Below are 21,771 nucleotides of genomic sequence, written 5' to 3' on the forward strand. Positions count from 1 at the left end.
GGAGCCTGTCGTATGGACAATAAGGAACGCCCGAAAAATATTATCGTCAGGGGGGCCCGCGTGCATAATCTGAAAAATATCGATGTGGATATCCCCTTGGGCAAACTCGTGGCCATTGCCGGTGTGTCCGGTTCGGGAAAATCGTCGTTGGCGTTGGGAATCTTGTACGCGGAGGGTTCACGCCGTTATCTGGAGGCGCTGTCTACCTATACGCGCCGCCGTATCACGCAGGCCGGCAAAGCCGATGTGGAGGAAATCCGTCATGTACCAGCGGCGCTGGCTCTTCATCAGCGCCCGGGCATTCCCGGAGTGCGCAGTACCTTTGGTACGGCTTCGGAACTCTTGAACAGCCTGCGGCTGTTGTTTTCCCGTCTGGGCAGCCATACCTGTCCCAATGGACATCTTTGTCCGCCCAATATGGATGTGGCACTGATGCTGCCTACGAAATGCCCAGTCTGCGGCGAGGAGTTTTACGGCCCCGGAGCGGAGGCCATGGCATTTAATTCAGAAGGCGCCTGCCCGCATTGCTCCGGGACAGGGATTGTGCGTACGGTTGATGAAGCCAGCCTCGTGCCGGACGAAAGCCTGTCCATTGCAGAGGGGGCGGTGGCGCCGTGGCAGACGCTTATGTGGTCGTTGATGAAGGATATTGCCAAGGAAATGGGCGTGCGGATTGATGTGCCCTTCCGCGATTTGACGCCGGAAGAAAAGGATATCGTCTTTCATGGCCCGGCGGAGAAGAAGCATATCCTCTATGTCAATGAAAAGACCAATGTGGCTGCGGAAATGGATTTTACTTATTACAATGCGATTTATACGGTAGAAAATGCGTTGGCGAAGGTCAAGGATGAAAAGGGCATGAAGCGGGTCGAAAAATTCCTGCATGAGGCCGCCTGTCCGGAATGTCAGGGAACGCGGCTCTCGGCGAAGGTGCGCTCGACCAGACTGGCCGGGAAAAATTTGGCTGAGGCCACGGCCATGACATTGGATGAACTGATTCCCTGGGTTAAGGCTGTGCCGAATACACTGCCGCAGGAAATGCGCCCCATGGCTGCAAGTATCATTGAATCGTTTTTGGATAACGCCCGCAGGCTGAAGGAACTCGGTCTGGGGTATTTATCCCTTGACCGTGCCAGCAGCACCTTGTCAACTGGTGAGCGTCAGCGCGTGCAGCTGGCCAGAGCTGTGCGCAATGAAACCACAGGGGTACTTTACGTACTCGATGAGCCGAGTATCGGCCTGCATCCCGCCAATATTGAAGGGCTCTTGGATGTGATTGACAGCTTGCTGCGTGATGGCAACTCCGTGGTTTTGGTGGACCATGATGTGCATGTGCTCCAGCATGCCGATTATATGATTGAACTGGGGCCTTTGGCGGGCAGCGAGGGCGGTAATCTGCTGTTTGCCGGGGATATGCAGGCGGCTGCGAAAAGCAAAGTCTCCAAGATTGCCCCCTTTATGCGCGGCGGAGCAAATGGCAGCTTGCGGGAACGTGCGCCCTGGGAAGAGATGTTTGATTTGGGAACGATTCATTTGGAAACGAATCCGCTGCATACGGTAAAGCCCTTGCAGGCAGATATTCCCAAGGGGCGGCTGACGGTGGTTACCGGCGTATCCGGTTCCGGCAAGACCACCATGGTGCTCGAATGTCTGCTGCCGGCGCTTTCAGCTAGCTCTGAAGACCGCAAACTGCCGCCGCAGGTCAAAGCTATAAGCGCTGAAGGTATACGCCGAGCCAATCTGATTGACGCTTCGCCCATCGGCATCAACATCCGTTCCACGGTAGCGACATACAGCGGAGTGCTCGATGAATTGCGCAAGCTCTACGCGGGCACGGCTTTGGCCAAAGAGAAAAAATGGAAGGCGGGCGCTTTTTCCTATAATACGGGCAAGCTGCGCTGCCCAACCTGTGATGGCACGGGGCAGATTTCTCTCGATGTGCAGTTCCTGCCCGATGTGACAATCACCTGTCCGGATTGCAACGGGCAGCGTTATAGCGACGCGGTCAAAGAAATCCTTTGGCAGGCAGAAGGTGCAGAGCATGGCTATACTTTGCCGGAAATCCTCTCCCTGACCGTAAAGGAGGCGCTGCCGCTCTTTGCCAAGCAGAAAAAGATTTATGGGAAACTTTCGACTTTGAACGACTTAGGCCTGGGGTATCTGACGCTGGGCGAAGATACGCCTGCCCTCTCCGGCGGCGAAGCCCAGCGTTTGAAACTAGCCAGTGAGATGGGAAAGACAAAGGCCGATTCTGTCTTTATATTTGACGAGCCGACCATTGGCCTGCATCCCTTGGATGTGCAGGTGCTTCTGCAGGTCTTTGACCGCTTGGTGGCAGCCGGAGCAACTGTAATTGTCATCGAGCATGATTTGGATGTAATCGTCAATGCGGATTACATTATCGATATGGGGCCGGAAGGCGGTGCCAAGGGCGGCCGTATCGTAGCCTGCGGCACGCCGGAAATGGCAGCCGTAAGCAAGGAGAGCATTACGGGAAAATATATCGCACGCGAAATGAAAAATTAGCATGAAATAAATAATCCCCCATCCGCATGAAAAATGCAGGATGGGGGATTATTTTGCTTTGTTGGAGTTAGAGTCATTAATACATTACAGACTGTCCGTCCTTTGGCATATCATAATTGGTTACATTACGATCGGCCAGTCTGCCTTTGAGCGTATGGCGGGTAAGTGCGGCATGGGCCACATTATCCAGATGTGTCAGATACAGTCTGGCGTTAGGCATAGTCTTGGCAACGCAGTGGACATCTTCAGCATCCATGATGAGGCGCCCATTTTCCACCGTCTCGGCGGCACAGCAGTTGAGTGCCACGATTTCCGGCTGCCAGCGTTTCAATGTGTCGGCTACTGCGGGATACCAGACCGTATCCCCGGCCAGATAAAAGATTTTTTCAGCGGCGCTTTCAAACATCACACCCATGGCATCACCACAGGGATTTACCGTGCCATGGAGGGCCGGTACCTTGGTCAGCTTTGCCGGACCAAACAGCATGCCGGTTTCGGACAGTACGGTTACATCGTGGAAGCCAGATTTTTGGAATATAGCGGCATCTGCTTCATTTTGGCAGATTACAGGCACATTCTTGTCCAAAGGTGCGCCCACAGTACCATCCATAGACATATCGATGTGGTCGGGATGGATATGCGTTACCAGATAATAGTCGACGCCAGCGAGGATTTCTTCCATCGGCATGGGCAGGTCATAGAAGGGCATGGGCAAATGCTCCTTCATTTCATCCGGCACATGATAAGGTCTGCCGGGAACATCGACAAAGGAAAACTGGTGCTTGGGCATCAGCCACGGGTCAATCAGGAACGTTTTGTCGGCATATTCAAGGCGGTTAGTGGCATTGCGGATTTGCGTCAGTTTCATGGTCATGTCTCCTTTTCGTAGCTTCTAAATTGCGTCAGCTAGGTTATGCTTCTAGTATAATGCCCATACCGAAGTACAACAAGCAAAGAGATTCTCTTTTGACGCAACTAAAAGGTTGCTATAAAATAAAGAGGAGGGGGGATTGGATGAATCAGAAACAAATGGAATATTTTCTCGAAGTTTATCGGCAGGGCAATATGCAAAGTGCTGCTGATAAGCTATACGTGTCGCGGCAGGGCGTCAGCAAGATGCTTAGGACTTTGGAGGAAGAACTGGGGCAACTGCTCTTTATCCGCAATCCGCATGGCCTTGTTCCGACTGATTATGCCAATGCACTTTTACCGCATGTGCAGCGGCTGCTGGCAGAATATCGGAGCATTGCAAGCATGAGCACATTGGCCTCCCAATCCAAAAGTGTGGTGACGATTTACGCACTGGACCATATCATGGCTTACTTGGGGGCAGAATTTCTTTGGGATTTTCACCAGGCATGTCCGGATATTATTCTCAGCACCGTGGATACGACAGATGATGCAGCTTTGAAGGGCGTTTTGGAAAAGCAATGCAACTTTGCCATCGTAACAGGAGAAGCTGACCAAAATCGTTTCGCAGCTGAATCACTGTTCTTTTCCCGATACTGTGCGCGGCTGCATCGCCAGCATCCGCTGGCCGGTAAAGAAACCATTGCCTATGCAGATTTGGAAGGTGCGCGCATTGTCAGCAAGGGGCGGGCTTATCAATGCTTTCGGCATAATATCGATAAGTATATCCTGCTGCCGGGTTTGCAGGTAGACCTGGTCGCTGAAACGGCCGATGAAATGCTCATCACCGACCTGATTCTCCGGCATCAGGCGATAAACTTAGGCTATGACTACGCTGCCGTGTTGAATCATCATCCGGATATCGTTGTAAAACCTTTGGACACGGGCGATGACCTGGGGCAGTTCGTATATCTTGTCTGGGACAAGACAACAATCCTCACGAAAGCCAGCCAAAAATTTCGCGCCTTTCTGCTCGCTTGGCTGCCTAAAAATGGCAAAGAAAAAGTTATCTGGCCACTTTGATATATTCCGCGATAATTTATGGTGTACCATTCATATGTTCAGGAGCGTCGGCAAATTTACGACGGACGAAGTCGATAAGACAGCGTTCGTCCGCGTAGATTTGCCGGCCCTTTTTGGTGACGATAAATCCTTTTTGAGCAAGTCCCTCAATGGGAATGGCGATAAGATTACTATCCTGCAAAATGCCATTGCCCGTCAGAATCGACAGGGCAATGCCCTGTTGGACGATATTCCAGACGCTCGAAAGGTTGGGGGAATAATGGAGAATCTGTGGCTGGAGCTTTTGCCGGTCAAATTCAGCCAGCACGCGTTTGGTCAGGATAAATTTACGACTGAGCAGCACCAGGGGATAGGCGGCCGCTTTAGTAACATTTTCCTGACGGCAAACTTCGGCGAAGTATTGTATTTGCTGGATATTCATGGCAGTACCTTCCTTTCTGATAGTTCCATCATAGTGAAATCAATCGGTTTTTTCAATAGATAAATCGATTATAAGTGTTTTTTATTTGGGGCGGAATACGCTATGATGAAGATAGAAAAAAACAGTGTGAAGCGGGAGGTAATGACGATGAAAAAGGCAATGAAGATTCTGGCGGAAAAGATGATGGCAAGAACGCATAAGGCAGTAAAAATTTATCAACTCGAATTGCGGAAAAAGCAGGACATGACTCCGGCGCAGTGGAATATGCTCTATGGGAAATATCTGCTGGATATGGACGAAGTGATTTGACGAAAGGAGAGCGTTATGGAAAAGAAAGCGATTCTGCTGGACGAGAAGGACAATGTGGCTACCTGCACCAGCGAGGCACAACCTGAGGACATGGTTATCTGTCATGGCGGCGGCAGTGCTCAGGTTAAGGCTGTCGAAACGATTCCCATTTGGCACAAGATTGCCTTAAAACCTATCGCCAAGGGTGAAATGGTCTATAAGTACGGGGAAATCATCGGGGAAACCCTGCAGGATATTCCGCAGGGCGGCTGGGTATCGCATGAGAATATCCGCAGCATTCCTAGGGATTATGCCAGTGAGTATGCAATGGGCAAGGAGGACAAATGATATGGAATTTTACGGTTACAGACGCAAAGAAGGCCGCCCCGGCATCCGCAATCATATTTTGATTCTGCCCGCTTGTGCCTGCGGCAGTGAATCCTGCCGAATTGTGGCAAGTCAGGTGCGGGGCGCGGTGAATATCGTCTTTAACACCGGCTGCAGTGATGTGGCGGCCAATACGGAAATGAGTCAGAAGGTGCTTACGGGCTTTGCCCTGAATCCTAATGTCTACGGCGTAGTTATCATCGGCCTGGGCTGTGAAACCGTACCCCATGCCAAGCTGCGGGAAAAGATACAGGCAAGATGTTCCAAGCCGGTAGTTTCCTTTGGCATACAGGAAGAAGGCGGCACCTTAAAGACCATTGTAAAAGCTGTGCGGGCTGCCCGGGAAATGGCGGCTGAAGCCGGGCTGCAGCAAAAAGAAAAATTCCCCATCAGCGAGTTGCTGTTGGGGATAGAATGTGGCGGCAGCGATGCTACCTCTGGGATTGCCTCCAATCCTGCGGTGGGCAATCTTAGCGATAGGCTCGTAGATTTGGGTGCGTCCGCCATGATGAGTGAGTCCATTGAGTGGATTGGCGGCGAACATGTGCTGGCCCGTCGGGGCGCCACACCGGAAATCCACGACCAGATTATCCGGGTGTGCGAGGACTATGAAAAACATTTGCTGGCCGCAGGACAGGATTGCCGGGCGGGACAGCCGACACCGGGCAACAAAGCGGGCGGCTTGTCCACGATTGACGAAAAAAGCCTGGGCTGCATCCGCAAAGGCGGCACCCGTCCCATCGTGGAGGTGCTGGAACAGGCGCAGCCGCCTACGAAGCGCGGGGCCATCGTCATGGATACGGCAGGATATGATATTTCGTCTGTAACATCCATGGCGGCCGCCGGCTGTCAGATCATCATCTTCACTACGGGCAGGGGAACGCCTACGGGCAATGCCATTGTGCCGGTGCTGAAAGTGACCGCCAATGAACATACCTATAGCTGGATGGAAGATAATATGGACGTGGATTTATCGGGCATTATCCGAGGCGAGCAGACCATTGAGGAAAGCGGCGGTATGCTGCTGGAAAAGCTTCACGAGATTGCAAATGGCAAGCTCACCAAAGCGGAAGCTTATGGTTTTTCGGATATCGCGGTTGACCATGTGTGCAGATTTGTGTAATTGACATAAGGATGAAGCGTATAGAAAATATTATGCTGTCAGACCTTGAAATCCGGCTGGTCACGGTAGAAGTGCTGCAAAAGCTCAATAAAGGCGTGCAGGGATTGGCGCTTGTCATTTTTATGCGTGTAAACGCCACAGGGAATGACGACATCGCTGTCAAAGTCGAGCCAGGCAAATTCGCCGTTATGGTCATTTAAGAACCCCGGTGCCAGACATACGCCTTTGTGGGCAGCCACGTTGGTCAGGGTATTGTCATGGTCGGGACTGTTGAAATAATCCACATGAATTTCGCTGATCATGCGCTGCTGCAGGGCACGCAGCATGGGCGGGGAGCCGCCGCCTATCATAAGTGTACGACCTTTTAAGTCGCTGGGCGTAACCAGCGGCTTTTTTGTCAGGGCATCATTTTTCTCGGTAATCAGGTAGATGTGACTGTCAAACAGATGGTGACAGGTCACATCCGGTACGCGCTTCATCGTGTATTCCATGGCAAAGGTCACGTCCTGTTCGCCCTGCAGAAAGGATTCCTGTCCGTGCTGCCAGTCAAAACTGGGAATGACATTGACCGTCGGAAAACTGCGGCTGAATTGCGCAATGACCTGTGGCAGAAAGTAGATGGCGGAACGAATCGGCAGCGTTATGCGAATGCTTTCGGCGTATTTGGCGCTGAAATTCTGCCCCTGCTCAATGGCCTCCTTCAGCTGTCCGTAAAGCGTGCGCAAGGTGCCGACAAATTGTGCTCCTGCCGGTGTGAGCATAGCCCCTTTGCCGGAGCGTTCAAAGAGGGCAAAACCAATCTCGTTTTCCACAGCCTTTATCTGATAGGTCAGTGTGGGCTGTGAGATAAAGAGATTTTCGGCTGCGCGGTTGAAATTCAGTACCTGCGCCAACTCCAGGATATATTCCATTTGCTTGGTGTTCATCGGTGAGGCCTCCTTTGTTTCTATTTGCAGTATAGCGGTTGGCTATCGAAAATGCAACGATTATAATAGAAAAATTAAATTAATAATCTAAACTTACAATTGGATATTCTGATATAACATCGCTATAATGAAATCAACAAAAGGAAATGCAGATACGCTGAAAGGGGAATGTCAAATGTCACTGGAGATTTTAGAAGCAAAAGAAGCGATTCGCGAGGTTATTGACGGTTTTGTCAATCTGGAGTGCAATGTGCCGGCGCAGATGGTTTATTTTACCGAAGATGTTCATGTCATGGTCTATATGGGCGATAAGCTCACGATGAATATTCATGGACGTGATACGCTGGAAAAACAGTTTAGCGCTTTTACGGGCGGCATCAAAGCATCGCACCATCAAAATGGTCAGCAGGTCATTACGTTAGATGGCGATACGGCCACGGACGTGCATTACTGCCGAGCGGCCCTCGTGATGGAGGAAAACGGCCATGATGTGGTGTCGGACAACTACATCCGCTATACGGATAAGCTCGTGAAACAGGATGGCAAATGGCTCATCAAAGAGCGTGAGCAGCATTTTGTCATTACGAAGAAACAAGCACTGTGATTTATCGTAAATAACTTATGGCCGCGAAAGGCTCGCTTAAAAAGCCGCGTGAGGCAATAAGCTATTATACAGACGGTACTGGTGCTTTGTCACGAGTACCGTCCTTTTTATGGAGGAAAAATTTATGCCTATAAATGTATTTGAAGAAATGCGCAAGGGCGCAGCCTATGATATCCGACAGGAAGATTATGTGGAGCAGGTGCATAGTGAACTCAACCGCTGTGCCCGTCTGTGTCAGAAAATCAACGCCACGGATGTAAACGACAAAGAAAATATTCTGAAACAGGAAAAGGAACTTCTGTCCAATACCAAGTTCACAGATTCCTATTTTACGCCGCCTTTTCAGATTGATTGCGGCAACCGGGTATTTGTGGGCAAAAATGTCTTTGCCAATCATAATCTGACCATGATGTCTCTGGGCACCATTACGATTGAAGATGGGGTTATGTTGGGACCGGAAGTAGGGCTGTTTACCGTCAATCATGAACCGAAAAATATCCGTACGGTCATGACCAAGGAAATCCATATCAAGAAAAATGCCTGGATTGGCGCCAGAGTCAGCATTTTGCCCGGTGTAACCATTGGGGAAAATGCGATTGTCGGTACTGGGGCCGTGGTCACGAAAGATGTTCCCGATAACTGTATGGCTGTCGGCGTGCCGGCAAAGGTCGTTAAGAAATTAGATTAAATTTATGAGAGGGGCAAATATATGAGCAAAGATGTTATGATTGTCACCGGTGCCGGGCAGATTTCCATGGCAATTGCCCGCCGCATGGGCTATGGCAAGAAGATTATTATTGGGGATAAAAACGAAAACAATGCACAGGCGGTTGCTGAAATCATGAATCAGGCAGGCTTTGATGTGGAGCCGTTTGTGATGGATATGTCTTCGCGAACTTCCATTCAGGCTATGGTGCAAAAAGCAACGGAATATGGTGAAGTGAAGTATTTGATTTGTGGCGCAGGTGTTTCGCCGTCACAGGCACCGATTGAAGTGATCTTGCAGGTTGATCTCTATGGAACGGCAGTATTGATGGAAGAAGTCGGCAAAGTTATCGCTAAGGGCGGTGCAGGCGTAATTATCTCCAGCCAGTCCGGTCATCGCCTGCCGGCACTTACGCCGGAACAGGACAGGGCGCTGGCAATGACACCGACAGAAGACCTGCTAAAGCTGGATTTTTTGCAGCCGGAAAAGATAAAGGATACCCTGCATGCCTATCAGCTGGCCAAACGCTGCAATGAAAAGCGCACGATGTATGAAGCTGTCCGCTGGGGCGAACGTGGTGCAAGGATAAATGATATTGCGCCTGGTATCATTGTCACGCCTTTGGCCATAGATGAATTCAATGGCCCGCGTGGTGATTTTTACAAGAATATGTTTGCCAAATGCCCGGCAGGCCGCCCAGGTACTGCTGATGAAGTGGCTGATGTAGCAGAGCTTTTGATGAGCGAACGGGCGCAGTTTATCGCGGGGGCAACATTTTGGGTAGATGGTGGGGCAACAGCTTCTTATTACTATGGGCCGTTGCAGCCATAAATAATTGTTACTACCGGTAAGGTCTAACTTTATGGGGTCACTACAATATCCTATCGAATCAAAAGGTCTTCTATGATAAAATATGAACAAGTCATAGAAGATCTTTTATTATGTCAAGATCCAAGTGATGTGTTGTCGGATGGATGGGTAAGGGGAGCGGTTGAACATGCAGGTTTTGTATATACATGGCAAAGGTGGAAATGCTGAGGAAAGCAAACATTATGAGCCGCTTTTTCCCCAGGATAAGGTTAGCGGGCTGGATTATCAGACCTTTTCGCCCTGGGATACCGGCCGGGAAATTCGGACTGCTGTTGAGCAGCTGGCAGAAAAGCATGAGAAGATTATCCTGATTGCCAACAGTATTGGTGCTTTTTTTAGCATGAATGCGGGAATAGACGGGCTAATTCAGAAGGCCTATTTTATTTCGCCCATTGTGGATATGGAAAAACTGATTTTGGATATGATGAGATGGGCCAATGTGCGGAGGCGGAACTGGAAGCTCAAGGCGTAATTCATACAGAATTCGGTGAGGATTTATCGTGGGAGTATCTGAGTTACGTAAGAAATCATCCCATCAAATGGAATGTGCCAACGCAGATTCTGTACGGCGAAAAAGACCAGCTGACATCGCTGGCAACGATGAAGGATTTTGCCGAAAAGCATCATGCAGGGCTGACGGTCATGGAAAATGGTGAGCATTGGTTCCATACGGAGGAACAGATGGCTTTTCTTGATGATTGGATTTTCGTCACAAAATTCTAGGAGGCTGCTTGATGGTTACATACGAATATGGTAATCCCCATGCGGTCATTACGCTCGTTCAGCCTGTGGATGACCATGATATAGCTGGTATGGATGCTGAAGTGGCAGAAATTCAAAGGCTGTCCGACAAAGACTTCCGCTTGTTGGCAGTTAAGGTGGATAGCTGGAATCATGACTTATCTCCGTGGCCGTCACCTGCGGTTTTTGGCAAGGATGATTTCGGTGATGGTGCAGGAGAACTGCTGACCGCAATCCTGAAGCTATGTCAGGATAAGAGCAAAATTTATTATCTGGGTGGATATTCACTGGCGGCTTTGTTCGCCATTTGGGCAGCTTATCAAACCGATAAGTTTGCGGGCATTGCCGCAGCTTCACCATCCATCTGGTTCCCGGGATTTGTGGACTACATGAAGGACAATACGATTCAATGCCCCAACGTATACTTCAGCCTTGGCGATAAAGAAGAAAAGACTAAGAATGCGGTTATGGCTAGTGTGGGCGATTGCATCCGGGATGGCTGCGCATGGCTGAAGGAGCAGGGGCTTAACTGTACGCTGGCATGGAATACAGGCGGGCATTTTAAGGAGCCGGAGATTCGGACAGCGAGAGCCTTTGCGTGGCTTATAAGTTCAGCCGCGTTAAAGGCGGACAGTAACCAATTTGCTTCATCCGGATGCTATGCTGGTTCGTCAGGAAGTGTTCGTTGAAGAGCAAGGTTTCCATGATGAGTTCGACGATATTGATGAAATCGCAGATCACTATCTGCTGTATGTAGATGGTGAAATTGCTGGATGCTGCCGTGTTTTCCCGTCAAAAGATAACGGCAAGTACACTTTAGGTAGATTAGCCATTCGAAAGAAATATCGCGGTCAATCATATGGCAGTCTCATTATGCGTAAGGTGGAAGCGTGGATAAAAAAGAACAGCATTCCAGCCTTGGAGTTATCGGCACAGGTAAGGGTACGACCTTTCTATGAAGCATTAGGTTATATTGCTAGTGATGACGAATACCTTGATGAGGGATGCCCGCATATTCATATGGAAAAAGCTTTTATCTAATGGCAGGCGTATCGTGGGAGTTGACAACTTCTGGCTATAGTAATAGAATACGAAGTGTCGAATATTTTCTTCGACTAGATATTGTTTTTTATTGTTGAGGAGCTTGCTGTTTGAGAAACAACACCTTGGAGATTGCAGGCTGACCGGGAGGTTGGCTTAATTGTAATCTCACACCGACCTCCCTGTATTGCAGTCATCAATCATCAGGAGGAAAAACAATGAGCAAAAATGACTATCGTATTCGTTTGGAAAAAATTGAGGAACATCGTGAAGTAGAAAACATGGTACGGGAATCCTTTTGGAATGTCTACCGTCCCGGTTGTTTGGAGCACTATGTTCTGCATTGTCTGCGAAATGACCCAGCCTTTGTGCCGGAGTTGGATTTTGTCATGGAAAAAGATGGCCGGTTGATCGGCCAGAACATCTTTATGCGTGCCGTTATCAAGGCTGATGATGGCAGGGAAATCCCGATTATGACGATGGGCCCTATTTGCATATGTCCGGAACTGAAAAGGCAGGGCTATGGCAAGATTTTGCTGGATTTCAGCTTGCAGAAAGCTACTGAATTGGGCTGTGGAGCCTTGTGTTTTGAAGGAAACATCGGTTTCTATGGCAAGAGCGGCTTTGATTATGCCAGCAATTTTGGCATTCGTTATCATGGCCTGCCAGAAGGGGTGGATGCATCCTTTTTTTTGTGCAAGGAACTGGTACCGGGGTATCTGTCGGGCATTACCGGTGAATATACCACGCCAAAAGGTTATTTTGTAGATGAGGCAAAGGCTGAGGCATTTGACAAGGATTTTCCTTTCAAAGAAAAATTGGTGCTGCCAGGGCAAATTTTCTAAACGTATGCTAGTAGAACAAAACTATTTATCTGATCTGCGTAATGAACGCGTACGGTAATCGTATGTATAGACAAGAAAGCAAATAGTGACAAAGAAAAGGGGCGATTAAAATGACGATGTTGGATAAGAAAGAATTGCAATGCGAGGAAATGAGCAGCGTAACAGGCGGCAACGCCGTAGGCCCAGTGAATGAAACCGGTCCGTTGAATGAGACTGTACCGCTTAACTATCCCTATGAATTAAAGAATGGACCTTTAATGCCTGGTCCTGTCCATGAGACTGGCTCATTAATCGGCCGCAGATGAAACGGATTAGCTAGATAAAACAATGGGGCTGCTGCACAAAAGCCTTTTACCGCAATAACCAATATGCAAGAAAGATTTGCTTACTGGTTATCGCAGGGAAAGGACTTGTGCAGCAGCCCTGTTTTGCATAGATTTCAAGATGGCGTAATCAAGATTTATTCTTGACTTGGAGTATACTCCAAGTGATAGAGTAAAAGAGGATAATGTGTATGGAGGAGAGAATATGAGCAAGAAAGTAGTGATCATTTCCACGAGCCTGAGAAAGAACAGCAATTCTGAGGCATTGGCCAAGGCTTTTGCTGAAGGTGCCAGGGAGGCAGGACACGTGGTGGAGCAGATTTCCCTGCGGGATAAGACCATAAACTTCTGCAAAGGCTGTCTGGCCTGCCAAAAGACCATGCAGTGCGTGATCAAGGACGATGCCAATGAAATCACGGCCAAAATCGGTCAGGCAGATGTGGCGGCCTTGGCGACACCGGTCTATTACTATGGCATGTGTGGGCAGTTAAAGACGCTTTTGGACCGGGCAAATCCCTTGTTCCCAGCGGATTATCGCTTCCGCGAAGTTTACCTGCTGGCCACGGCGGCAGAAGATGAAGAAGACACGGTGGCCGGAACCCGCATCGGCGTGCAGGGCTGGGTGGACTGCTTTGACAAGGCTGAACTGAAAGCGACACTGTTCTGTGGCGGTGTGACGGACACAGGCGATATTGTCGGCAATGCCGCCTTGGAAAAAGCCCGGCAGGTTGGCAAAAATATTTGAACCTTTAGCAGAAAGGGCATGTTGTATGAAGCGAAGAACTTTTATCTTGGGAGGTTTGGGGGCATTGGGCATGCTGGCTGGCGGTGGGGCGTTGTTTGTGAACCGCCCGGAATTTGGCAGGCCGCCCCAGGGAGCGCGGCTGGCCCGTATGGAGGCATCGCCTCACTATATGAATGGCCAGTTCCAGAATCTGGTGCCGGTACAGGTCATGAACGAGAAAAGCGGCGAAAACCGCTTTGTCGCCACGGCGAAATTCCTGTTCGGCGATAAGTCCCAGCTCTCACCCAAAGAGGCAATGCTCTCGGATAAAACGGATTTGAAGACATTGGACGTTTCGCAGGATGCGGTTGTCTGGATGGGACACTCCACGTTTTTCCTGCAGCTGGGCGGCCGGCGCATCCTGATCGATCCAGTGTTCAGTTCTTACGCTTCGCCGGTGTTTTTCATCAACAAGGCCTTTCCGGGCAGCAATATCTATACGGCTGGTGATATGCCGGAGATTGATGTGCTGGCCATCTCCCATGACCATTGGGATCACTTGGACTATCCCACGGTGATGGCGCTGAAGCCAAAAATCAAGCAGATTATCTGTCCGCTGGGCGTGGGGGAATATTTCGAGCAATGGGGATTTGACATCTCTATTATCCATGAGGAAGATTGGGATACGGAAATCAGATTGGCGGATGATTTTTCCGTCCATATCCTGCCCTCCCAGCATTTTTCGGGGCGTTTTCTGAGGCGCAATCCGACGTTGTGGTGCGGTATGGCCTTTGTGACGCCTGTGCGCAAGGTGTACTACACCGGCGATGGCGGCTATGGGGAACATTTCAAGGCCATTGGGCAAAAGTTTGGCGGTTTTGATCTGATGCTTGGCGAAAACGGCCAGTACAATATGGCCTGGCATGCGATTCATATGCTGCCAGAGGAAACGGCCCAGGCAGCATCGGATGTGGGAGCAAAATTGCTTCTGCCTGCCCACGGCGGCAAGTTTGCCCTTTCCCGTCATCCCTGGCAGGAACCTTATCGGGAACTGACTCGTTTTAGCCAGGGGCGGGGGTATAAAATACTGACTCCGGAAATCGGGGAGGTGGCTTATCTTGACAGTGGCAGCACTCAGAACTTTGGGCCCTGGTGGGAGGACATGAAATAACAGCAAAAGAGCGTCATCGATGTTGATGACGCTCTTTTACTGCATTGAGTTTTTTATTCTTGTTTTTCAACCATCGTCTGGTCAATATCAGAGAAAATGTTTGAGGAATGTTCCTGTTTACAGAAATCTATTTTTCAGAGCTTCTAAAAACTTCTGAGAGGCTTTGGAAAATACCTGATTCTTTTTCCAGGCGATAAATGGCTGAGCAAAAATCTCCGGTTTCAGGGGGCGACAGCAGATGTCGCTCCCTTTTGTATTGATGATGTTTTCGAAGGCCAGAACACAGCCAAGTCCCTCCCGTACCATCAGGGAGGCGTTGTAGAGCAGGGTGTAGGAACCAGCGTATGCAGCTCTTCCAGAGGCTTGCCTAACCAGTTTAGCAGTTCATCTCCGTGGGTGCTGGGAGAAAACTTAAAGTGAGTTGCCGACGAGTCTTCTCCACAGGGAGGGCTCGTTTGCAAAGAGGGAGTATAATTGTGAAAAACAAGAATCTGTTGCTTGTTCATCCTGGCTGTGGGGGTGTTCAGCATACTGAACACGGAGATGGGCTTACAGCAACTCAGAACAACTGGCAACAGCGTTTGCTGATGGAGCCAGAGAAGCGGGGCATAATGTAGTGGAGATTTCCCTGCGGGATAAAACCTTAGGTTTTTGCAGGGGATGTCTTGCCTGTCAGAAGACTTTGCAGTGTGTAATCAAGGATGATGCCAACGATATTGTGGAAAAGATGGGCAAGGCTGATGGGAAACAGCTAGGTATAACGATGTGTTTGCCACTTGCTGGCAGCCAATCCAAGATAAACTGACGGAATTTCTTGCTTGCCGTTGTGGGCAGAGTGTATTTATCCGTGATAAGGTAAACACTCTGTCCTTTTTCTGTGCCTTCGCTCAGAGGGCGAAGAACGATATCCTCATGGGTATTTAGAACCGCTGCATAATCGTAGCCGATGTTGATGGCGTGATTCTGAGCCACCAGTTCCGTGATGATTGATTCATCTGCTGTTTCGCCAAGAATCTTCACTTTCAATCCTGGCAGGAGAATGTACCGGTCAATATTATCCCGGAAACATTGATAAGCCCGGCCTTTGCTGATGATGGTTTCTCCATCCAAATCGGCATAGGATAGTTCTGGTTTGGCGGCCAGGGTATTTTTGATTGACCCATGGCTGTCACCCAAACATGTGCTGTCGTTTGTTGACATACCGGAGATGCCCTTCCATGTGCCAGATCCTGTAAAGGAGAACATGGCTATGCCCTTTTATGACCTGCCCATGTCCGTGGAAGAAATATTGCAGGGGGTTGATTATTATGTGGTAACGCATATTCATCCGGACCACATTGATATGGCAATGGATGGCACAGTGGGGGCTCCCTTAGATAAAAATGTACCAGTCATCTGTCAAAATGAGGAAGATGCAGCTGTTTTCGAGAAATCTGGCTTTAAGAAGATTATCGTCCTTTCCCGTGAGGGGATGGATTTTGGTGCGGCAAGGCTGACGCAGGTGCCTGCTCGTCATGGAACTGTAGTTCCTTGTGGTGAAGCCATGGGGATCATGTTTACCTCCCCTAAGGAGAAAACGTTCTATTTGGCTGGGGATACAGTTTGGTATCCTGAAGTGCAGGAAAATATTCGCAAGTTCAGCCCGGAGGTTATTGCCCTTAACTGTTCCGCTGCTGAATTGGTAGAAAATGGCCGTTTGATTATGAATGATGAGGATGTTTGGTCTGTGGCCATGGAAGCACCGCAGGCTAGACTTTATCTTACACATTTGGATAATGTTGCTCACGCTACCATTACCCGTCATACTATGCGTTCCTTGCTCATGGCCCGTCATGTGGAAAATTATGATATGCCTGGCGATGGCGAAAGTCTTTGCTACTAAGCAATACTTGTTTGAAAATCCATGGTCAGCTTGACAAGGTCGATAAGGGCCGCCAGGATAAGGAAGCGATAAAAGACGCTGTGAAGAACGTGACTTTTTATAGTCCGCATCTTCACAGCGTCTTCATATAAATGAAAGGGAGTTATTCTTTTGCTTGAGCATAAAGTCGGGGATTGATTTTATGTTTTTTATGTTGTATATGAAATAACCTGTCGGTGAAATCCAATCGGGGAGCAAAAAGTTTAAAATGTATTTAGTGGCAAAAAATGGGCTATAATGCTATTATAAGCTTATTATAGCAATCAATAGGGAGGATTATAGATGAAAACGGCGATTATTTATGATTCAAGGACACATACAACAGAAAAGGCAGCAGCATTCATTGCCAAAGGAATAGTGGAAAGCGGATATAGCGAAGTAAGGTGCTTCAATATTGACGAGGCGGATTTGGATTACATCAAGCAATCGGATATGGTTATCTTTGGTTCGCCCACCTATATGGCTTCCGTTACCGGGAAAATGAAAAATTGGCTGGAAAGCAATATCAAGAAGCTGAATCTGGCAGGAAAACTGGGTGGCGCTTATGCGACGGAGCAGTATATCCACGGCGGCGCTGAAAATGCCATCAAGGAAATGATTGTGTTTATGATGGTGGCGGGGATGATGGTTTATTCTGGTGGCAGCGCCTGCGGCAAACCGGTTATCCATCTGGGGCCCGTAGGGATGAGCCAGAATATTGAAGACTTTGAAGAAGTGTTTTTTATTTACGGCAAGAGAATGGGGGAACAGCTGGGCAAATTGCAGAAATCATAAGCTGTGGAGAAAGCCTGAGGTTGGAGGTTTTGGATAAAAACAACAAGGGTCTGTTGCATGTGATATTACGTGCAACAGACCCTTGATTTATTCTTTTTTCTCTTTCTTTAAGGGTGAGCCTTCCATGGACAGATTCTCTTTGGCATAAGCCTGCAGGTCATCATGGTTTTCCACCACATCTTCTACATAGGCTTTGATGTCCTTTTTGAGACTTTCCGTATCGGCCGCAGACATTTCCCCGAGTTTTTGGAAGGTCTGCTTATGTTGACGGGTAAACTCATAATCGTCATCGTATTTGCGGAAGAGCAGACGAATCATCTTGCGGCGCAGGAATTTTTCCCGGATGATATTGTCCCGCTCCTGAATCCAGGCGATGGACAGCACGGCCAAGACCAGGAAGCCCATGTAGCCCAGCAAAGGATACATCCAGGACACCAGCTGGGTGAAGCCACCGAAGCTGCAGATATAGCCCAGCGCCACGATGCCGATGATATAGCGATGCATTTTACGGTCATCATCCCCCGCAAAACGACGGGCGGTAGCATAATAAAGGCTGAAGGCAGTATTGAAAATCAAGGCAAAGATGACCAGAGCGTAGGCAAAGGCAAACAGGGGATGGATATGGTTGACAATCATGAGCATGGGGATTTCGGCATCCTTGACCATGTCCAGATTGGCAAAGAGTGCCAGCGCCGCACAGGTAACGATAACACCGATGATTACGCCGCCCAAGGCACCGCCCTTTTCGGCATCGCCGATACGGATGACCGAACCGCCGAGCACCAGTGCCATGGAAACGCCGTTCATCACACAGAGGGCGAAGTAGTTCATTACGGACAGATAGATATTCGGCATGACGGGGTTCATGGTGCTTGCTACAGCATTGAGCGCTGTAAAGTCATAGGTTTTTCCGGCAAAGGTGTAGCCCGTTACCACCAGAATCATCAAAATGATAATGGGGGTAAAAATGCCCAATACCCGCGTGATTTTGTTGAAATCCATAAAGGAAATGACAATAATCAGCAGGGAACAGAGCAGGGCCCCTGCCCAGCTGGGCAGGCCAAACTGCTGCTGCAGATTGGCCCCTGCACCGGCCACCATAACAAAGCCTACAACAAAGCAGGAAATAATCAACGTAATGTCAATGATGCGGTTGATGACGGGATGGGCGATTTGTTCCAGCACTTCCTGATGGTTGCTGGATTGATAATGAGAGCCCAAGGTCACAATAATCCGGCCAAAGATGACATTGAGCAAGCCGAGGACAATCACACCCCAGATTCCTGCCTGTCCGAAACTCAAGAAGTATTGCAGCATATCCTGGCCGGAAGAAAGCCCTGCTCCCACCAAGACACCAACATAGGCCATGGCTATGGATAAGGCTTCCTTACTGATGCGCAAAAAATTCATACATTACCTCCTATAACAAAAATGTAAAAAGCATACATGTATTATAACATGAAAAGTATATTTACACAAAAATGCTCCGGCAAGCAGGGCAGATTAAAGAGGGTATAAGCAGTTGTTTATTTTGCCTCCGGGGCAATTTTCAGGATAAAGCTTACCGGAAGTTCGGCTTCGGCATTGAGCCATTTTTGCAGGCGGGCTTGTTCGTCTTCGTCAAGGGCGGCTTTGCAGGTAATGATGGCCAGAAAGCCCGTATAAACAATCTGGCTTTCATTGTTTTCCGTGGCGATGGCGGCTCCTTCAATACCGGCGAAGGCTGGGAACAGGATGGGAGCTTTTTCCCGTATGCTGGCCAGCAGCTTTTGGTCGGCCTCGAATCGCTGGTAGGCGGGGCTGTAACGCATGCTCAGTTCCTTGTACTTGCGCAAATCTTCCTGAGCTTTGGCAAGGCTGGCTCCGCCAGCGGCGTTCCACTGGGTGTTGATGAGGTTTTGGACATCCTCAGTGCGGACGGTGCCGGACAGATCGTTCTGAATGATATGCAGGTTCCAATCTGCAAAATGGGAATAAGTCTGCAGCTTTTTTTCCAATTCGGCCTGTTCTTCATCCGTAACCGTCCGGCCGATAAGGGTCAAATCCAGCTTTTTCTCCTGGGGCGTCAGATGGAAAGCTACGACCTGTGGGTTTCCCTGCTGGAAATTGCTTTCGATATAGGCTTTGACCTGAGCATGTTCCAGATTATTGCGGATGCTCTGGTAGGCCATATACATGCTGGGCAGGATGATGAGCACGCCCAGCAGGGAGAGAAGCCAGCGCTGGCGGCGGAAAACCTGTTCGGAGACGTAGGTCTTGGCGGGAATTTTGATGAATTTCAGCACGATAAAGGTGGTCAGGCAGATGAAGAAACTGTTGATAAAGAAGAGATAGAGCGCGCCAAAGAAGAATTTGGGCGAATAGGTGGCTAGTCCATAGCCTGCCGTGCACAGGGGTGGCATCAGGGCGGTGGCGATAGCTACGCCGGGAATCACATTGCTCTTTTCGATGCGGGTGCTGCCGATGATGCCGGCCAGGCCGCCAAAGATGGCGATAAGCACGTCCCAAATGGTGGGTTCCGTGCGGGCTAGTAGCTCCGTGGAGGCAGTGTCGATGGGGGAGAGGGTAAAATATACCGCCGAGGTCAGGACGGAGAGAATGACCTGAAATACGAGCTTCAGGAAGGATTCCCGGACATAGGCACTGTCATAAGTTGCCATGCCATAGCCCAAGGACATGATTACGCCCATCAGCGGCGAGATCAGCATGGCGCCGATGATGACGGCGGTGCTGTTCATGTTCAGGCCGATAGAGGCAATGAAGATGGCAAGAATCAGGATACACATGTTCGTGCCTTTGAGGGTGCCGCCGCTATGGATGCGCTCCGCTATTTCCTCCAAGGGGGCACGGTCCTTTTCCAAGTCAAAGATATTGGCGGCGACGGTTTTGAGGGTATTCATAGGCAATCCTCCTAGTATGGGGCAGCTGCTTATATCAAAACTTCGATGCTATCCTGGAATTGCGAAACATTGATTACCGTCTGAATTGTGAGCAGTACCCCTGTGATGATGATGATACAGGCAATGAACAAGGTCTTGATACTGCCCGTCTGGCTTCTTCATAACGTACCCTCCTTTGGCGAAAAAATGAAACATTCGTTTCTGCATATCTTCGTGATGGAGGAGGAAATTCCTGCTGTCAAATTTGCTGATTCAAAATAAAATAGCGGGCAATAATGGGAAACGAACTAACTAACCTGCATTGCGGGCTGGGAAGAAAAGTTGTAATGGCACAATGTGTTATATAAAAAAATATATATGTTAATATAGTGTATAATTTTTTATATAATACATTACAAGAGGTGATGGATGATGAATCCGAAGCTAAAATCCTATATTCCCGTTGCCGATATGATAGCTCAGACCTGGGGCGCAGAATGTGAAGTGGTTCTGCATGATGTGGCAGATCCGGAGCACAGTGTGGTATATGTGGTCAATGGCCATGTAACAGGCCGGGAGATTGGCCAGGGATTTGAGCATTTTGTCAAAAGTGCCCTGGAACAGGGCGGTACAAATGAAGATTTTGTAGCCAATGATTTCTTTCGCAAGAAGGGGAAGCTGATTCGTACCTCGTCTGCGATGATTCGTGATGATGAGGGCAAGCTGATTGGTGCGCTCTGCATCAATATCGACATGACGCGGATGCTGCAGCAGGCAGAATACATTCAGTCCTTCCTGCCTCAGGCTCAGGAAAAAACAACGGTCAAGAAGGATGTTTCCCCTGATCGGGTAGAAGATATGGTCTTTTCCCTGATTGATAATATCCTGGCCGACTGTGAGACAGCAGCCCTTTCCCGTGAGGAACGCATAGCCAAGATACGCTTCATGGACACACGGGGCATCTTCCAGCTGAAGGGCAGCATTGAGCAGGTGGCGGAGCGCCTGGGTGTAAATAAGGTTACGGTATACAGTTATTTGGATGAGGTTCGCGGTAAACGCTGAGCCTTATTTTATAAGATTGTTATATAAATTTTTATATAAATATAAAATATTATTTAAAGGAGGAAATATCATGAGAAATGTTGAACCAGCAGGGGTAAAGGCTATGGGTCATTATATGCCGGGAATCGTTTCCGGGAACAATCTCTTTGTTTCGGGGCAGCTGCCCATTGATCCGCAAACGGGCAAAGTGATAACAGGTGGTGCGTATTTCCAGACAGAGCGTGCCCTGCAGAATATGGAAAAAGTGCTGATGGGAGCAGGTGTCAGCCGTGATCAGGTCGTGATGATGCATGTTTATGTGTCGGATATTGCGTATTGGGATGAGGTCAATGAAGCCTATGCCAAGTTTTTCGGCAGCCATAAGCCCACCAGAACGGTGGTACCCACCGGCAAGCTGCATCATGGTGCATTGGTAGAGGTGGAAGCCGTGGCCGAACTGCGGGAATGGGCCATCGACTGAAAACGAGGTTTGGCAGGATCTTGTGAAGAGGTTCATTGTTGGAGGGA

At 49.0% G+C, this 21,771-nt stretch carries 24 protein-coding genes and 2 pseudogenes; 20 read left to right on the plus strand and 6 right to left on the minus strand.

The window, feature by feature from the left end:
* Nucleotides 1-12 precede the first annotated feature (12 nt).
* Nucleotides 13-2,526, plus strand: a complete 2,514-nt coding sequence (locus SELR_RS16035; protein ID WP_014431097.1) for an excinuclease ABC subunit UvrA — start codon at nt 13-15, stop codon at nt 2,524-2,526.
* A 76-nt stretch (nt 2,527-2,602) separates the two neighbouring features.
* Here SELR_RS16035 and SELR_RS16040 read toward each other — a convergent pair whose 3' ends face one another.
* Nucleotides 2,603-3,394 carry an MBL fold metallo-hydrolase gene (locus tag SELR_RS16040; RefSeq protein WP_014431098.1) on the minus strand — a complete coding sequence of 264 codons (792 nt, stop codon included), beginning with the start codon at nt 3,392-3,394 and terminating at the stop codon, nt 2,603-2,605.
* A 146-nt stretch (nt 3,395-3,540) separates the two neighbouring features.
* On the opposite strand from SELR_RS16040, the gene SELR_RS16045 reads away from it, so the two are divergent.
* Nucleotides 3,541-4,458 (plus strand): LysR family transcriptional regulator, encoded by a 918-nt coding sequence (locus SELR_RS16045; RefSeq protein ID WP_014431099.1) that lies wholly within the window; start codon nt 3,541-3,543, stop codon nt 4,456-4,458.
* Nucleotides 4,459-4,474: 16 nt separating this feature from the next.
* Here SELR_RS16045 and SELR_RS16050 read toward each other — a convergent pair whose 3' ends face one another.
* Nucleotides 4,475-4,879 carry a LysR family transcriptional regulator substrate-binding protein gene (locus SELR_RS16050; protein ID WP_014431100.1) on the minus strand — a complete coding sequence of 135 codons (405 nt, stop codon included), beginning with the start codon at nt 4,877-4,879 and terminating at the stop codon, nt 4,475-4,477.
* Nucleotides 4,880-5,026: 147 nt separating this feature from the next.
* Between SELR_RS16050 and SELR_RS19070 the strand changes: the two genes are divergently transcribed.
* Genes SELR_RS19070 through SELR_RS16065 form a run of 3 tightly spaced genes read left to right on the plus strand, consistent with a single transcriptional unit; the run spans nt 5,027 to nt 6,677 of the window.
* Nucleotides 5,027-5,188 (plus strand): hypothetical protein, encoded by a 162-nt coding sequence (locus SELR_RS19070; protein WP_167538845.1) that lies wholly within the window; start codon nt 5,027-5,029, stop codon nt 5,186-5,188.
* A 15-nt stretch (nt 5,189-5,203) separates the two neighbouring features.
* Nucleotides 5,204-5,515, plus strand: coding sequence for a UxaA family hydrolase (locus tag SELR_RS16060; protein ID WP_014431102.1), 312 nt, complete (start codon nt 5,204-5,206; stop codon nt 5,513-5,515).
* A gap of 1 nt (nt 5,516) precedes the next feature.
* Nucleotides 5,517-6,677 (plus strand): UxaA family hydrolase, encoded by a 1,161-nt coding sequence (locus tag SELR_RS16065; protein ID WP_014431103.1) that lies wholly within the window; start codon nt 5,517-5,519, stop codon nt 6,675-6,677.
* A gap of 38 nt (nt 6,678-6,715) precedes the next feature.
* On the opposite strand, the gene SELR_RS16070 is transcribed toward SELR_RS16065, so the two are convergent.
* On the minus strand, nt 6,716-7,603 hold the full coding sequence (locus SELR_RS16070) for a LysR family transcriptional regulator (protein ID WP_014431104.1): 888 nt from the start codon (nt 7,601-7,603) through the stop codon (nt 6,716-6,718).
* Nucleotides 7,604-7,778: 175 nt separating this feature from the next.
* Between SELR_RS16070 and SELR_RS16075 the strand changes: the two genes are divergently transcribed.
* The 11 genes and pseudogenes from SELR_RS16075 to SELR_RS16130 all read left to right on the plus strand — a co-directional run.
* Nucleotides 7,779-8,207, plus strand: a complete 429-nt coding sequence (locus SELR_RS16075; RefSeq protein ID WP_014431105.1) for a nuclear transport factor 2 family protein — start codon at nt 7,779-7,781, stop codon at nt 8,205-8,207.
* Nucleotides 8,208-8,331: 124 nt separating this feature from the next.
* Nucleotides 8,332-8,895, plus strand: coding sequence for a DapH/DapD/GlmU-related protein (locus SELR_RS16080; RefSeq protein WP_014431106.1), 564 nt, complete (start codon nt 8,332-8,334; stop codon nt 8,893-8,895).
* Between the two features lie 21 nt (nt 8,896-8,916).
* Entirely contained in the window at nt 8,917-9,744 is an 828-nt protein-coding gene (locus SELR_RS16085; protein WP_014431107.1) for an SDR family oxidoreductase, read from the plus strand.
* 166 nt (nt 9,745-9,910) lie between these two features.
* Nucleotides 9,911-10,506: pseudogene (locus tag SELR_RS16090) on the plus strand (alpha/beta hydrolase).
* An 11-nt stretch (nt 10,507-10,517) separates the two neighbouring features.
* Nucleotides 10,518-11,213 carry an alpha/beta hydrolase gene (locus SELR_RS16095; protein ID WP_014431110.1) on the plus strand — a complete coding sequence of 232 codons (696 nt, stop codon included), beginning with the start codon at nt 10,518-10,520 and terminating at the stop codon, nt 11,211-11,213.
* A complete protein-coding gene (locus SELR_RS16100) occupies nt 11,185-11,565 on the plus strand; it encodes a GNAT family N-acetyltransferase (RefSeq protein ID WP_050992833.1) in 381 nt (126 codons plus the stop codon). The genes SELR_RS16095 and SELR_RS16100 overlap by 29 nt, the downstream gene beginning before the upstream one ends.
* 218 nt (nt 11,566-11,783) lie before the next feature.
* Nucleotides 11,784-12,410: a GNAT family N-acetyltransferase gene (locus SELR_RS16105; RefSeq protein WP_014431112.1), complete on the plus strand. Its 627-nt coding sequence runs from the start codon at nt 11,784-11,786 to the stop codon at nt 12,408-12,410.
* A gap of 110 nt (nt 12,411-12,520) precedes the next feature.
* The gene (locus SELR_RS16110) at nt 12,521-12,715 is read left to right on the plus strand and encodes a hypothetical protein (RefSeq protein WP_014431113.1); all 195 of its coding nucleotides are present in this window, start codon (nt 12,521-12,523) and stop codon (nt 12,713-12,715) included.
* A gap of 223 nt (nt 12,716-12,938) precedes the next feature.
* Complete coding sequence (locus tag SELR_RS16115; protein ID WP_014431114.1) at nt 12,939-13,478, plus strand: flavodoxin family protein; 540 nt, start codon at nt 12,939-12,941, stop codon at nt 13,476-13,478.
* A 25-nt stretch (nt 13,479-13,503) separates the two neighbouring features.
* A complete protein-coding gene (locus SELR_RS16120) occupies nt 13,504-14,628 on the plus strand; it encodes an MBL fold metallo-hydrolase (protein ID WP_041914929.1) in 1,125 nt (374 codons plus the stop codon).
* Nucleotides 14,629-15,196: 568 nt separating this feature from the next.
* Nucleotides 15,197-15,370 (plus strand): annotated as a pseudogene (locus tag SELR_RS16130) (flavodoxin family protein); the annotation flags it as partial.
* Here SELR_RS16130 and SELR_RS19335 read toward each other — a convergent pair.
* Complete coding sequence (locus SELR_RS19335; RefSeq protein WP_231848207.1) at nt 15,301-15,828, minus strand: LysR family transcriptional regulator substrate-binding protein; 528 nt, start codon at nt 15,826-15,828, stop codon at nt 15,301-15,303. The pseudogene SELR_RS16130 and the gene SELR_RS19335 overlap by 70 nt on opposite strands.
* On the opposite strand from SELR_RS19335, the gene SELR_RS16135 reads away from it, so the two are divergent.
* Nucleotides 15,761-16,510, plus strand: a complete 750-nt coding sequence (locus tag SELR_RS16135) for an MBL fold metallo-hydrolase (RefSeq protein WP_102013515.1) — start codon at nt 15,761-15,763, stop codon at nt 16,508-16,510. The genes SELR_RS19335 and SELR_RS16135 overlap by 68 nt on opposite strands.
* A gap of 321 nt (nt 16,511-16,831) precedes the next feature.
* The gene (locus SELR_RS16140) at nt 16,832-17,323 is read left to right on the plus strand and encodes a flavodoxin family protein (RefSeq protein WP_014431120.1); all 492 of its coding nucleotides are present in this window, start codon (nt 16,832-16,834) and stop codon (nt 17,321-17,323) included.
* 87 nt (nt 17,324-17,410) lie between these two features.
* Here the strand turns inward: SELR_RS16140 and SELR_RS16145 are convergent, their stop codons facing one another.
* Both SELR_RS16145 and SELR_RS16150 read right to left on the minus strand, forming a co-directional pair.
* Complete coding sequence (locus SELR_RS16145; protein WP_014431121.1) at nt 17,411-18,733, minus strand: YkvI family membrane protein; 1,323 nt, start codon at nt 18,731-18,733, stop codon at nt 17,411-17,413.
* A gap of 116 nt (nt 18,734-18,849) precedes the next feature.
* Nucleotides 18,850-20,223, minus strand: coding sequence for a DUF389 domain-containing protein (locus SELR_RS16150; RefSeq protein ID WP_014431122.1), 1,374 nt, complete (start codon nt 20,221-20,223; stop codon nt 18,850-18,852).
* Nucleotides 20,224-20,631: 408 nt separating this feature from the next.
* Between SELR_RS16150 and SELR_RS16155 the strand changes: the two genes are divergently transcribed.
* Both SELR_RS16155 and SELR_RS16160 read left to right on the plus strand, forming a co-directional pair.
* The gene (locus SELR_RS16155; protein WP_014431123.1) at nt 20,632-21,264 is read left to right on the plus strand and encodes a helix-turn-helix transcriptional regulator; all 633 of its coding nucleotides are present in this window, start codon (nt 20,632-20,634) and stop codon (nt 21,262-21,264) included.
* Between the two features lie 70 nt (nt 21,265-21,334).
* The gene (locus SELR_RS16160; protein ID WP_014431124.1) at nt 21,335-21,724 is read left to right on the plus strand and encodes a RidA family protein; all 390 of its coding nucleotides are present in this window, start codon (nt 21,335-21,337) and stop codon (nt 21,722-21,724) included.
* Nucleotides 21,725-21,771: the final 47 nt, after the last annotated feature.

The organism is Selenomonas ruminantium subsp. lactilytica TAM6421, from assembly GCF_000284095.1.
GTDB lineage: Bacteria > Bacillota > Negativicutes > Selenomonadales > Selenomonadaceae > Selenomonas_A > Selenomonas_A lactilytica.